This is a genomic window from uncultured Ruthenibacterium sp., assembly GCF_963558415.1.
GTDB lineage: Bacteria > Bacillota > Clostridia > Oscillospirales > Ruminococcaceae > Ruthenibacterium.
In genome coordinates this window covers 1-12,386 of the sequence record NZ_CAUWGY010000068.1, presented here as the reverse complement: position 1 = coordinate 12,386, position 12,386 = coordinate 1, and the positions used below count along the sequence as shown (strand labels likewise).

Sequence of the window (12,386 nt, the reverse complement as noted above, 5' to 3'; positions counted from 1 at the left end):
ATTTCCCCGACCTACTCTATCTGCCAGGATCACGGTTATATTGACGGTGAACAGTATACCTGCCCTTACTGTGGAAAGAAGACGGAGGTTTACAGCCGGATCACAGGATATTATCGACCGGTGCAGAATTGGAACGCAGGAAAGACACAGGAATTTAAAGACCGAAAGGTTTATCGGGTGGATGGTTCAAAATTTTCACGTGAGACAGCAATTTCAGATTCTGAACCGAAGAAATCCATTCAAAAGGAGCCCTTTTTTGCTCATCCGGTCCTAGTGACAGGACAAAAATGTCCGAATTGCGCAATGGCCCAGGCGCTTTTACAGCGCGGCGGAGTGAAGTATGATACAATCAACGCAGAAGAGAATTTGGATTTTGCGCGCGCCAATCAAATTCGTCAGGTGCCAACACTTCTGGTGGGAACACAAAAATTGACAGGAGTTTCTGAAATTCAAAAATATATTCAGACGCAGTACAGTTAAAAAAGCGGCCCCGTTCATTTTGAGCGGGGCCGCATGTTTATTTCGCCAACAATTGGAACATACTAACCAAAGCACATTTGTGCGAATATCGTCGCAGAGGTGACCGCTTTGGAAAAATTTATCCGATGGAGCTGTTTTATCGCATCTGGCTGTGTAGTAGCCTTATTTGCATTTGCCTTGTACATTAGCACATTGCTTCCGGACACTTTTTTGGTGAATCAGGAAGGAAGTATTCAAATTGCGGGAATGCCTTTTATACGCGCCAGCATTCCCACGGGAGTCAATGAGGTTGCCAGTACAACAGTGGGAGCCTCGTATAATACCGAGTTAACCATTGGTGGAATTATTCCTGTGAAGACGGTCCGTGCGCAGGTGGTGGATCACCGTGTGGTACAGGTATGTGGGACGCCCTTCGGAATCAAAATGTTTGCGAATGGAGCCATGGTGGTGGGATTCAGTGATATTTATACTCCCACCGGTTATAAGAACCCGGCCAAAACTGCAGGACTGCAGATGGGTGATGTAATTGTTTCCGTAGCCGGTCAACCCACCAAAACGAATGAAGATGTCGCACAGGCAATTCAGGACCTTGCCGGGGCGCCAGCCGAGGTGGTATTTAACCGGGAAGGCAAAGAACACAGTGTGATGTTGACAGCCGTAAAAGATGCCTCGACCGGAACATGGCGTACCGGTATGTGGGTCAGAGATTCTTCAGCAGGCATTGGAACCATGACATTTGTAGACAATGAAACAGGCGTTTTTGCGGGACTTGGACACTCCATTCACGATGTGGATACTGGAGCCACAATTTCTCTCTTGAAAGGAGAAATTGTACCCGTAACAATTACTGGCGTAACCAAAGGTACTGCCGGAAGTCCGGGTGAGTTGAAGGGGAGCTTTTCTTCTGCGATTCCTACCGGTACTATTACGGTAAATGGAGAAACCGGGGTATATGGAAAAGCCACTTCGTATTTGAAAGGAACCGACGCACAAATTGCGTTGGCGCAAGAAATTCAAACCGGTCCCGCGGAGATTATAACCACGCTGGATGGTCAAACTCCGCAGAGCTTTTCGGTGCAGATTGAAAAAGTGGCTTTGTCCGCGGATGATCCCAACCGAAATATGATTCTTCATGTAACGGATCAAAATTTGCTTAATCAAACAGGCGGAATTGTACAGGGTATGAGTGGAAGTCCGATCCTTCAAAATGGAAAGTTGATCGGTGCAGTGACGCATGTTTTTGTCAATGATCCCACACGTGGGTATGGAATCTTTGCAGAAAATATGTTAAAAACAGCGGATACAGCGCTATCCTATCAACAGGCAGCATAAGAGATTTTCCATAAAATGGAAATTTTTATCTGGAAACCATTGCATTAATTGGAAATATATGGTAATATTTGGTTGTCAAAACAAACCGAACCCACACAAAAAAGCACGTGAGGTTTAAGAAAAAGCCATATGGAGGAGACAAACAATGGAACAGGTAAAAATGATTATGACAGATTTTGGAACGCCGGCAACGGAACAGTGTCGTCAGGCCTTAACGGGGCAGGGAATTCAAGTGACGCTGTGTGAAAAAGACGGAAGAAAAGTTCTGAATGTCATTGAATCACAAAACCCGGATGTTGTATTGCTGGATGCCTTCATGCCTGGTCTGGATGCGTTGAGCGTAAAACAGTGTTACGATGAAAAAGGAATGGGACATGCCCGATTTTTTGTAGCAGGAAGTTTTACGGATGATACACTGGAAAGTGAAATTATGGATAAAGGCTTTTCATTTTACTTTTTAAAGCCCTTTGATGCACAATTAATGGCCCAGCGAATTTGTTCTATGGTTGGTCGTGGCGGAGTGGCCGACCATGGTGTGGATGACGAATGTACCGTGACAGAGATTCTTCATCAAATTGGTGTTCCAGCGCATATCAAAGGATATCAATTTCTTCGAGATGCGATTCTGATGACTGTGGAGGACCACGATTATATTAACAGCGTCACAAAGCGGTTGTATCCGGAGATTGCAAAGCGCAATAATACAACAGCAAGTCGCGTAGAGCGGGCAATCCGCCATGCCATTGAAGTGGCATGGGACCGTGGCGATGTGGATACACTCAATAGCTATTTTGGATATACCATTCACAATCTGCGCGGAAAACCTACCAACTCCGAATTCATCGCCATGATTTCGGACAAGATGCGCCTGGATAAAAAAAGTCACAAGATTGCTTAAGCGTAACGATATGTCTCTCATAGAAATTATATTTCTGTTTCATGTGAGATTTGTATTGCTCCCACCGTTCGATGAACTGCCAGTATCATTAGGAAACTTGGCGAGAGAAACAGGCGGTAAGTGATGATAGTATCAAAAAGACGTGCCGTATTTGAGGCACGTCTTTTTTTATTCGTGATTTTGGGAAATGTACTCGACCAAATTGTAAACCAGACGTTTTTCTTCATCCGTCATTCCACGCAATATAATTTGTTCTTCAGGATCCAACCCCAAAATAAAGTCGGTTGAAGTATGAAATAGTCGAGCCATTTCAATAAGATATTGTGCGGTAGGCGAAGAAATTTCCATCTCCCAAGCGTTTACACTGGCGCGTGTAACGCCAAGTCTTTTCGCCAAAGCGGCTTGAGAGAGTCCCATATTTTCACGAAGAGTTTTGATTGTGGTAGAAATCAAAGTTATCACTTCCTTATGTGATAACTTTACTATGCACTGAATGATATATAATTATCTATAAATGTATAGTTTTGTTGACAACGAGCGACGCTCCTCCTATAATTAAGTAAAAAAGGAGGAGGTAGTTTTATGTATTGTACAAATTGCGGCACAAAAGTTTTGGATGGCGAGATTTGCCCGAATTGCGGACAGACCATTGATAAAACGGACTGTCAAAATTCGCAACAAACAAATTCAAAATTTGTAAAATCTAATAAGAAAAAGATGAATTATATAATGATTGCATGTGGACTCTTGGTTGCCGTGATGTTCTTTATAGCAGCACAATTGGTGGCCGATGGTGGCGCACAGATTATGCAAATTGAATCCGTAGGCGGAAAAACATTAGAAGAGGCCTACTATTTTGAGCTGGGAAATATTTATGCGGGATATGCTATGGCGCTACGCGCAATGGGCATCTTTTTTGGCGTGCTGTTAATGCACAAAGGGGGAAGTGAAAAATCATGAAATATTGCCACAATTGCAGACGTGAGTACCCGGATGGATCCCTTTATTGCGCAAATTGTGGAAAGCCGCTCCAAACAAGACAAGAGACGCGTAAAAACTCCATAAATAAGATTTTTCCCATTTGTGCAATAGCAATTATTATTTTCTTTGTGGGGTATTCACTTAGTTCATTAAAAACCTCAAGAGAGACATTAGCAAACGCAAAGAATGAAAAGTGGCTGCAACAGTATTACCAGGATATAGAAGAAAAGGCAACTTACCCCGATGAATGGGACTTGAGTATAGTTGATTCTGAGAAAGAATACTCAGGTGGCAGTTATGGACATATTACAGGAACAGTACGCAACATTACCGAGGATAAAACAATTTCTAGCTTTAAAGTCGTTGTAAAATTGGAGGATCATTCGGGACAGATAATTGGCACAGATTATGATTTCTTTTACGGAACTCTTGGGCCGGGAGAAGAAACAGATTTTGATATTATGTATGAAAAACCATCGCGAACAGTCAGTGATTATTCTTTACAGATTGAAGAGGTGAGTTAAATATGGTGTGCCCCAAATGCGGAAAAGAAGGAAAAGGAAAATTTTGTTCGGTATGTGGAAGTGCGCTAATCGAAAATGAAAATGTAATGAATTCGAATGATGTTTCGTTCGAAGATTCGGTTTCGGTATCTCAAACGCCTAAAAAGGTCGACAGACGGATTATTTTGACAATTGGTATCATAATATTAGCCCTAGTGATTATTGTTGCAGGGGTGCTGTTTGTTGCCTCAAATCAGAATAAAAAAAGATATGATAATGCACTGTCATTAATAGAGAAAGGCGAAATAGAACAGGCGATTGTTGCCTTGGAAGAATTAGGCGATTATAAAAATTCGCAACAACTGATTGAACAATTGACTTCGAAGATTGAAGGTGTCAGTGATGGCGCATACTATCGAGCAGTAGTGCTACTAGAACGTTATAACGACTCTTATTGGAACAGTTGCGAACAAGCATGGGAGCAGATGAGAGCGGATGAATATGGCTCAAGGGAGACAATGGAGAATGTGCCTATTGGTGAAATTTATGAAAAAATGGGCAACACGGAATTTATTCAAAGAGAAAAGGCAGATCTAGATTCGATTTCAGAATCCTCATCCGGAAAAGACTTTGAACTTGAGAAAATGGTTAAATTTTATTGGCTTTTACGTACGGATGTTGCATATGCGATGGTAGACAGTGGAAGCGAGTCAAGTACTTACTTTGAGCTTATTTTACTTTTGAGTGACATGGGCGATGAGACAGAGTTGAATTTGGCTGATGCGTTGCGTGATACTATATTAGAAGAGGGAAATATTGTGGAAATTCCCGAAGAATTGATAGAAGCGATGCCCAATGCAAATTGGGTTTAAAAAAGAAAAAATAGCTCTAAAATACAAGGCTTCACTTTAACCCAAAGCGGAAAGGTGAAGCCTTTTTTGATAATAAAAGAGCTTTTTCACAAAATCGGCGTTGCGGATTTAATTTGAAAATAAAAATCACATACTATTATTGAAAAACTCTACGATTTTATCTCTATTAAATTGTTTGTGCGCCTTTCAACGTTGTTGGTTGTTTTGAAAAAATGAGAGAAAAAAGTTTCTATTTTTAATTTCTGTACCTTCTACGGCATATCGTCAAAATGCGAGGTTAAAAGAGGTTGAACCGATTTGACAAAGAGGGTATAATAAAATTTATATTGGGATGTTCTGCGCTGTTTTTGTAATTTGTGGAACATAGATCAAATATTGTGCCAAGGAGGAGCTGTATGGAACAAAAAAGGAATCAGCGCCCTTCTTCGCCTTCGAGAAAACCTGTGCGTAAGGTGTTTGATTACGACACGGCAAAGCCAGAGAGAACTTCGAAACCCGGCGCGAAAGAGCAGATGTTTACAATCCCCGTTGGAAACGCTGCTTCTTCAGGGCGTGCACACACAACGGGGGGATCCCGACCTGCTTGCCCAAGGCAGGGGAACGCTGTCCGAAAAAATATGGGCACATCCAGAAAAAAGAGAAAAAAGGGAAACGGTTGTGGCTTTTTTCTTGGGGCCTTTGTTGTGATTTTGCTTTTGGCAATTCCTATCACAGCACTGTTGGAAGCACCGGGAAAACTGGCAACATCGGATTCGTCAGGGGCTTCACAACCGGCAGACTCCGGTAGCCAAGTTCTTACAGAGCAGTCGGATTCGAGCTCTGGACAACAGACACCGCCGACTTCACAAGTGTCCGGACTCGTTGGCCCTCAGATACAGCAGGATGTGGGCGCCGTGCTTCCTATCACGGCTTCCTTAGTGTCGTTATGGGAAAATGGCCGTGTGGATATGAGCTATTTTGACGATGCGTTGTTTATTGGGGATTCCTTGACGCAAGGGTTCCAAATTTACAACAGCAGCTTTAAAAATGCCAAATACGCAGCTTATGTGGGAGTAGGCCCTAAGGAATTGACCGAAGGGACTGTGACCAATGTGGATGGCCAACAGGTAACTGCGATTGATGAAATTCTTGCAGCGAATGCCACAAAGGTGTATATTCTTTTGGGGACGAATTCCCTTCAGAATTTGACAGATGAGGCATTTATTAAATATTACAATGACTTTTTGGATTATCTGATTGGGCAACTTCCCAAGGAGACTGTTTATTATATTCAAGCAATTCCACCGGTGTCGGCAGAGAAAGCGGCCGAAGATGAAAATTATCAATTGTCCCGTATTCAGTCCGTTAATGATCAATTGGCTCAAATGGCCTATAGTAGAGGGTTGAACTTCGTAAACCTGTACCAAGCGCTGTCAGGTGAGGATGGTGCTCTTCTGCCGGAATATGTGGCAGGTGATGGAATTCATTTAAACGATGCGGGTTATGACGCATGGCGGGAGTATCTCATAACGCATACTGCTTATAAAAAGGAGAATCCGTATCTGATTGGTTCTCCGTTATACCTGGGATGATAAAAGAAAAACTTCTCTATTAGGGGGGAAAGTGATGGAAACCTATCGTGGATTCAAAGCGCGGGCGCGGCGGAAAAGGAACCGCATTCTGCTCATAGAAGCAGGCCTTGCAGTTTTGATCGTGGCATTGCTGTTTGGAATTTTATATACCATGGTCAAGATGATCCATGGAGAACCCGTGATAGAATGGCCGGTGGCATCGACCATTGTACAGGAGGAACAGCAAGAGCAAACACCTGTTCAAACACAGCCTGTGGAAGCGGAGGAGTGGGATACCAATGTTCCTTCGGAGCGTACCATCAACACTGACTTGCAACTTACTGCCGATGCGCGCATGTTGGCGCTTCCGGCCAACGGAAAGCTAAGCACGGAATATTTCCGCACGGCGTTGTTTATTGGAGATTCTCTGACCCAGGGCTTCGGACTCTATCAACCCACCAGCGATGTGGCTATTGTCCATGCGTATAAGAGCATCAGCCCGAAATTTATTTTAGATGGCGGCACGGCCAAAAACTACAACGGTGTGGAAGAAGTTACCAAGGATGCCATCGCCGCAGAAAAACCGGATAATATTTATCTTTTGCTGGGTACAAACGCAGTGCTCGCACAGGAGGATGACGCGTTTTTGCACTATTATGGTGAGTTGATGGACTGGTTGCGGGAGACTTTCCCCAATGTACCCATCTATGTGCAGAGCATCACGCCTGTCACTGCAGAAGAGGAAATAGCCAAGCCGCGTTTGGCCAATGACCACTTGCGGCAACTCAATGATCAAATTGCAAAAATGGCGGTAGAACGCGGCTTCTATTTTGTGAACGTGCAGGAAGCTTTGGTGGATGACAACGGTTATCTGCGTGCGGATTATGTGGGCACATACGACGGAATACACATGGTCCCGGCGGGCTACGCCGCATGGGCCGATTATCTGCTTCGGCATACGGCATATAGCAAATACAATTCACAATTTGTAGAGGAAGGCCCGTACAACGGTTAAAATGAAAAAAAGGAGGTCCCTTATGGGACCTCCTTTTCGTTTTGGGCGACATCTTCCAAATCAAAATCTTCTAACAAGAGTACAGACAAATCCGCTGAAAGATCCTTTGCCACACGTCTGGATTGTGTCAGAATTGCTTCCTCCACTTTGTTGCGAGCCAGACGACCATTTCCAGCTTCGCGTGCATGTGTGAGCTGAACTGCATTGAAATAGATTGTGAGCGGTGCGATACATTGTTCATCCAAAATATAGCCCTTGCTCTTTGCCTGAAGCTGAGCGATGGCAACAAGCTCTTCTCCAGTGTAATCGGGAAATTCGATAATATTTGGAAATCTACTTTTCAATCCACTGTTTGCCTGAAGAAACTCGTTCATCTCCCGTGTATATCCAGCAAGAATAACAACCAGATCGTCTCGATGATCCTCCATGCCCTTTACCAATGTATCGATACATTCCAGGCCGAAGCTGTCATCTTTTCCGCGATATAAGCTATATGCTTCGTCAATGAACAACACCCCGCCCAAAGCTGAATTTAGAACTTGGGTAGTCAGAGGGGCGGTATGACCGACGTATTTTCCAACAAGATCCGCTCGTGTTACCTCCACCAACTGCCCACCGCTCAGAATGCCAATGGCCTTGAGGTATTTACTGACCAGTCGAGCGATGGTGGTCTTTCCGGTTCCGGGATTTCCGGTAAAAATCATATGCATCGATACAGCGCTTGTTTTTAATCCCAAGCTCTCCCGACGCTTTTGAACACTGAAATTCTCTTCGAGGCTTAAAATATATTCTTTTACATTTTCTAATCCTACGATTTGACGGAGTTCTTCTTTCACCTCTTCCACGTTCCCTCGATAATCAGCGGGGAGAAGGTCAGATAGATTCGCTTGGATTTCGCCAAAGCGGATGCATGTCTTTCCTGCGCTTGCATCAATCAAAACGGGAAGTTCTTTTGCAAGCTCATGTTCCAACTTGTATTGTGCCAAAGCGTGGTAAAGCTGTTCAAAAAATGTGAGGAGCGGTTGGGCACCCGGGTCGTTTTTCTCATGTTCACAGGCAAGCGAGAGCACCGTTGGTTCAACGGTTACACAGAAATCCAATGTTTCATGAGCACGTGTAATGAGAAGTTCTTGTTCTCGGCGGGCGATTTCCATTTTGGCTTGCAGAGTGAGTGGGATCGTTTGACATTGATCACTCAACGCGGAAACAAATGGTCCGCCAAAACGATCTGCAAGTTTTTGAATATTCGTATTTTCACAAAAGAAAAGATATTTTCCATTCGGAGTTAACTGACTCACGGCCTCTTTGACAAGTGAGGCGCCTGCATCTACGAGCCGCCCATTTTGCAAAACGTACCGATTTGCAAGCGGATGAGCTCCTTTTTGCACCAGATTGCTTAAAACTGTGAGAAAACCAGGATGACATTCCGCGGAATTCAAGAAAACGACCAAATCACACGAGCCGGCCAGCGCCATATATAAGTCTTGCAAAAAGAGTTTTTCCTCTGCAGATGTGGGATAAAGCGCTAAATCCATCCATGCAATGTTCGCCGAAACAAATACATTTTTTTGAGACAAAAAAGTAGCCGCTTGGCGCAAGGCAAGTTTGCGACCTGTGCAAGAGGGACCACCGATAAAAATAGCACCACGGGAGCGCTGTCCGGAATGCCCCATGACGTAAGGTCGCTTGAGAGCAATGCAAAGCTGGCGCAAATACTCATCTTGTCCAAATACATGTGTCTGAAGAAATTCAAAAAGACCATCAAATCCTTCTAGGCCGGTCAACTTCTGTGTTTTTGCACGCTGGGGTTGGGCAAGTGCCTTGACCTCAGGTTTTTCAAGTTCTTGTTCGATTCGATTGATATCTGCAAGTGCATTTTGATTCAGCGCCTCAATTTCTTGGCGTTGTTGAGCTGCTCTTGCCTCTAGATTTTTTTGCATCTCCAGTACGTTTTTTTGTACTGTGTCAATAGAAGATTTTTTAGGGCGGGCTGCGGCTGCATTCCGTTTGGGTCCGGATGGACGTGCGTGAAGCTCCGGAAGAGAAGTGTTCGCCGTATTTATTTGGCCACGTTTTCCAAATACCTGATTTAAAAGATCGTCAAAATCATTTTTCATAAAAAGGCCTCCATGGTTGCATACGCCCAAAATCCGGTGATTTCTATTATTGTAGCATGCGGGTGTAGCGATGTCAGCAAATTTTCTTAAAATCAAAAATTTTTTAAAAAAAGGAAAAAGTGTGCGGATATAGAAATTGTTTCCGGAAAGATTCCGGAAAATCCTGAAATGATACGGTTGAACGCCAAGAACGGGCTGGCGAGCAAGGGCATAGCATACAGCAAGACGCAGGAATTGCGTCAAATTTAGAAGGTGAGGGACTACTATGCCTATTGTAAGTGCGAATAAAACAACCAACAAAACTTCACTTGCGTTTGGAGATACCATGCAGGTGACACTTTCCATTACTGCAGAACCAACCATCATCAGCAATCCTGTAAAAATTGCGCTTTTACTGGACCGTTCCGGCAGCATGCGTGGGCAGGCAATGGAGAGCCTGAAATCTGGCGCCAAGGATTTTGTAAGCATCATCGCCCATAATACCGGATCGCCCGATGGCAGTGAATTGCTCGGTGGAAGCGAGATTGGAATCATCAGCTTTTCCGCAACCGCTACCGTGGATAGTCCACTGACGACCTCTGTTTCGCAACTGGATGCGGCAATCGATGCGCTTCAGGCTCAGGGAAATACGAATCAGGCCGCTGCATTCGGACAGGCGCAGGCAATGCTGGGAACCACTGGCCGCCGCATCTGTGTTATGTTTACAGACGGAGAGCCCACAGTAGGACCCGCGCCGGCACCTGTAGCACAAGCACTGCGCGAGAGCGGCGTGGAAATCTATTGCATCGGTCTTGTAGGTACGGATGGCATCAATGAAGAAACTCTTCGGGAGTGGGCTTCTACTCCATCCAGCAAATATGTACGAGTGTCACCGACACCGGAAGAATTGGAACAATTGTTCAAAGAAGTAGCCGAGGATATCTCGGAACCGGGGGCCGAAAATGTATTGATTGAGGAGCTGGTAAGTGAGGGATTTGTAATCATTGACATTGCTGCTCCCGAATTCGGTGCGGTTATGCAGCTTTCTCCCCGTGCGTTGGACTGGCGTATTCCAGTACTCGGAAAGACTGGAGAACAAACCGCCTCTCTGACTTTTACGGTTCGATATGAAGGAAGCTTTACCGGAACCATTCCTGTCAACGAAAGCATCCGCTTTACCGATGATGCCAGAGACGATGTTCGTTTTCCGGATCCCGTGGTCGAGGTGGAGGGTGGCAGCCCGCAACCGGATCCCGATTGCAATCCCATCGAACTGTGCATGCCTTCCTGTGAAGACCGTGTAAGCTGTGATTTGGGAGATATTATGCTGCAGGATCAGGGAAGATTGCTTCAGCTTCGCATGACTTTGAAAAATGTATGTCCGGGCAGACGTGTCGCGGTTGGACTGATTCTTACAGAGGTAAGCTGCACCGGCGAGGAAAAACAAAGAGGCTTTAAGGCAATTACCGTACCTGCACACTTTGAGGAGGGCTGCATGGATGTAGAAGTGGGCCCAGTCACTTTTGTGCTTCCGGAAGACCCGGATGACGAAGGGTGCGAACAGGGTGCCTGCAAGTCTCGTAGAATGAAAGTTTGTGTAATGGCACATACCATTGATTGGGTGGATGGACAGAGCACTGCTGGTGAGCCTTGTGTGCAATGATGCACAGTATTAGCACGATTAGCTCTTTTTTATGAAACGAGTTGGACAAAAACGTTTTTTTGTTATAATAAAGGTAAAGAAACAAGTACCCGGAAAAAGAAAAAACAGGAGTGAACGTGTATGATTTTAAAAAATGGTCTTGTGTTTACACAAGAAGCTCAATTCGTGAATGCGGATGTTGAGATTCAGAACGAAAAAATCACGCGAGTTGCCCCGGCGGGCACGCTGCATGGTGAGGAAGAACTGGATGTAACGGGCAAATATGTCACACCTGGCTTTGTGGACATTCATATTCATGGTTCTAAGGGATCAGATTTTTGCGATGGCGGTGCCGAGCATATTGAAACGATGAGTGCTTATCTTGGCAGCGAGGGCGTGACCAGTTTTTGCGGTACAACAATGGCGTTCGACGAACCCATTCTCACTTCCATTTTCCAAGTGGCAAAACCCTATGTAGGAAAAGAGACGGGCGGCGCGGTTTTACGCGGCATCAATATGGAAGGACCGTTCTTCTCCAAAAAGAAAAAGGGTGCGCAGGCTGAAAAATACATCGTAGATCCGGATATTGCCATGTTCGATCGTCTGTTCGAAATTTCCGGCGGAGCGATTAAACTAATCGATGTCGCGCCGGAATTGGACGGCGCAGTGCCTTTTATTGAACATGCAAGCCAGAAATGCGTTGTTTCCATTGCGCATACTACTGCGAATTATGAGCAGGCTAAGGCCGCGTTTCAGGCGGGTGCCACCCATGTAACGCATTTGTTCAATGCAATGCCGCCTTTTGCACACCGGGATCCGGGTGTTGTTGGGGCCGCATCGGATGACGCAGAGCATGTGGAGATGATTTCGGACGGAATTCACCTGCATCCGGCAGTGGTGCGCAGCGTATTCAAGTGGTTCGGAGAGGACCGTGTTTGCCTGATCAGCGATTCTATGCGGGCGGCCGGTATGCCCAATGGCGTGTATTCTCTGGGCGGTCAGACCGTATACATGACA

General features: G+C 45.0%; 12 protein-coding genes. 10 read left to right on the top strand and 2 right to left on the bottom strand.

The window, feature by feature from the left end; all coding sequences use genetic code 11:
• The 3 genes from nrdD to spo0A all read left to right on the top strand — a co-directional run.
• A partial coding sequence (nrdD, locus tag AB5H98_RS10345) for an anaerobic ribonucleoside-triphosphate reductase (RefSeq protein ID WP_367925825.1) occupies positions 1-480 on the top strand: 480 nt, incomplete at its 5' end.
• Between the two features lie 108 nt (positions 481-588).
• A complete protein-coding gene (spoIVB, locus tag AB5H98_RS10340; RefSeq protein WP_367925824.1) occupies positions 589-1,812 on the top strand; it encodes a SpoIVB peptidase in 1,224 nt (407 codons plus the stop codon).
• 145 nt (positions 1,813-1,957) lie between these two features.
• Positions 1,958-2,710, top strand: coding sequence for a sporulation transcription factor Spo0A (gene spo0A / locus AB5H98_RS10335; RefSeq protein WP_367925823.1), 753 nt, complete (start codon positions 1,958-1,960; stop codon positions 2,708-2,710).
• 168 nt (positions 2,711-2,878) lie between these two features.
• Here the strand turns inward: spo0A and AB5H98_RS10330 are convergent, their stop codons facing one another.
• Positions 2,879-3,172, bottom strand: coding sequence for a helix-turn-helix transcriptional regulator (locus tag AB5H98_RS10330; protein WP_367925822.1), 294 nt, complete (start codon positions 3,170-3,172; stop codon positions 2,879-2,881).
• Positions 3,173-3,292: 120 nt separating this feature from the next.
• Here AB5H98_RS10330 and AB5H98_RS10325 point away from each other — a divergent pair, with 120 nt between their 5' ends.
• From AB5H98_RS10325 to AB5H98_RS10305, 5 genes are all read left to right on the top strand, one after another.
• Positions 3,293-3,670: a DUF2116 family Zn-ribbon domain-containing protein gene (locus AB5H98_RS10325; protein ID WP_367925821.1), complete on the top strand. Its 378-nt coding sequence runs from the start codon at positions 3,293-3,295 to the stop codon at positions 3,668-3,670.
• A complete protein-coding gene (locus tag AB5H98_RS10320; protein WP_367925820.1) occupies positions 3,667-4,215 on the top strand; it encodes an FxLYD domain-containing protein in 549 nt (182 codons plus the stop codon). The genes AB5H98_RS10325 and AB5H98_RS10320 overlap by 4 nt, the downstream gene beginning before the upstream one ends.
• A gap of 2 nt (positions 4,216-4,217) precedes the next feature.
• Positions 4,218-5,066: a hypothetical protein gene (locus tag AB5H98_RS10315; RefSeq protein ID WP_367925819.1), complete on the top strand. Its 849-nt coding sequence runs from the start codon at positions 4,218-4,220 to the stop codon at positions 5,064-5,066.
• 395 nt (positions 5,067-5,461) lie between these two features.
• Positions 5,462-6,637, top strand: a complete 1,176-nt coding sequence (locus tag AB5H98_RS10310) for a GDSL-type esterase/lipase family protein (protein ID WP_367925818.1) — start codon at positions 5,462-5,464, stop codon at positions 6,635-6,637.
• Positions 6,638-6,671: 34 nt separating this feature from the next.
• Positions 6,672-7,631: a GDSL-type esterase/lipase family protein gene (locus AB5H98_RS10305; RefSeq protein ID WP_367925817.1), complete on the top strand. Its 960-nt coding sequence runs from the start codon at positions 6,672-6,674 to the stop codon at positions 7,629-7,631.
• Positions 7,632-7,651: 20 nt separating this feature from the next.
• Here the strand turns inward: AB5H98_RS10305 and AB5H98_RS10300 are convergent, their stop codons facing one another.
• On the bottom strand, positions 7,652-9,748 hold the full coding sequence (locus AB5H98_RS10300) for an AAA family ATPase (RefSeq protein ID WP_367925816.1): 2,097 nt from the start codon (positions 9,746-9,748) through the stop codon (positions 7,652-7,654).
• A gap of 265 nt (positions 9,749-10,013) precedes the next feature.
• Between AB5H98_RS10300 and AB5H98_RS10295 the strand changes: the two genes are divergently transcribed.
• Complete coding sequence (locus AB5H98_RS10295) at positions 10,014-11,390, top strand: VWA domain-containing protein (protein WP_367925815.1); 1,377 nt, start codon at positions 10,014-10,016, stop codon at positions 11,388-11,390.
• A 120-nt stretch (positions 11,391-11,510) separates the two neighbouring features.
• Positions 11,511-12,386: N-acetylglucosamine-6-phosphate deacetylase (gene nagA / locus AB5H98_RS10290; RefSeq protein ID WP_367925814.1), on the top strand; the 876-nt coding region annotated here is incomplete at its 3' end.

Bases quoted from the DNA above. Each gene is read 5' to 3' on its own strand.
- spo0A (WP_367925823.1), top strand. From the start codon at position 1,958: ATGGAACAGGTAAAAATGATTATGACAGATTTTGGAACGCCGGCAACG.
- AB5H98_RS10325 (WP_367925821.1), top strand. From the start codon at position 3,293: ATGTATTGTACAAATTGCGGCACAAAAGTTTTGGATGGCGAGATTTGC.
- AB5H98_RS10320 (WP_367925820.1), top strand. From the start codon at position 3,667: ATGAAATATTGCCACAATTGCAGACGTGAGTACCCGGATGGATCCCTT.
- AB5H98_RS10315 (WP_367925819.1), top strand. From the start codon at position 4,218: ATGGTGTGCCCCAAATGCGGAAAAGAAGGAAAAGGAAAATTTTGTTCG.
- AB5H98_RS10310 (WP_367925818.1), top strand. From the start codon at position 5,462: ATGGAACAAAAAAGGAATCAGCGCCCTTCTTCGCCTTCGAGAAAACCT.
- AB5H98_RS10305 (WP_367925817.1), top strand. From the start codon at position 6,672: ATGGAAACCTATCGTGGATTCAAAGCGCGGGCGCGGCGGAAAAGGAAC.
- AB5H98_RS10300 (WP_367925816.1), bottom strand. From the start codon at position 9,748: ATGAAAAATGATTTTGACGATCTTTTAAATCAGGTATTTGGAAAACGT.
- AB5H98_RS10295 (WP_367925815.1), top strand. From the start codon at position 10,014: ATGCCTATTGTAAGTGCGAATAAAACAACCAACAAAACTTCACTTGCG.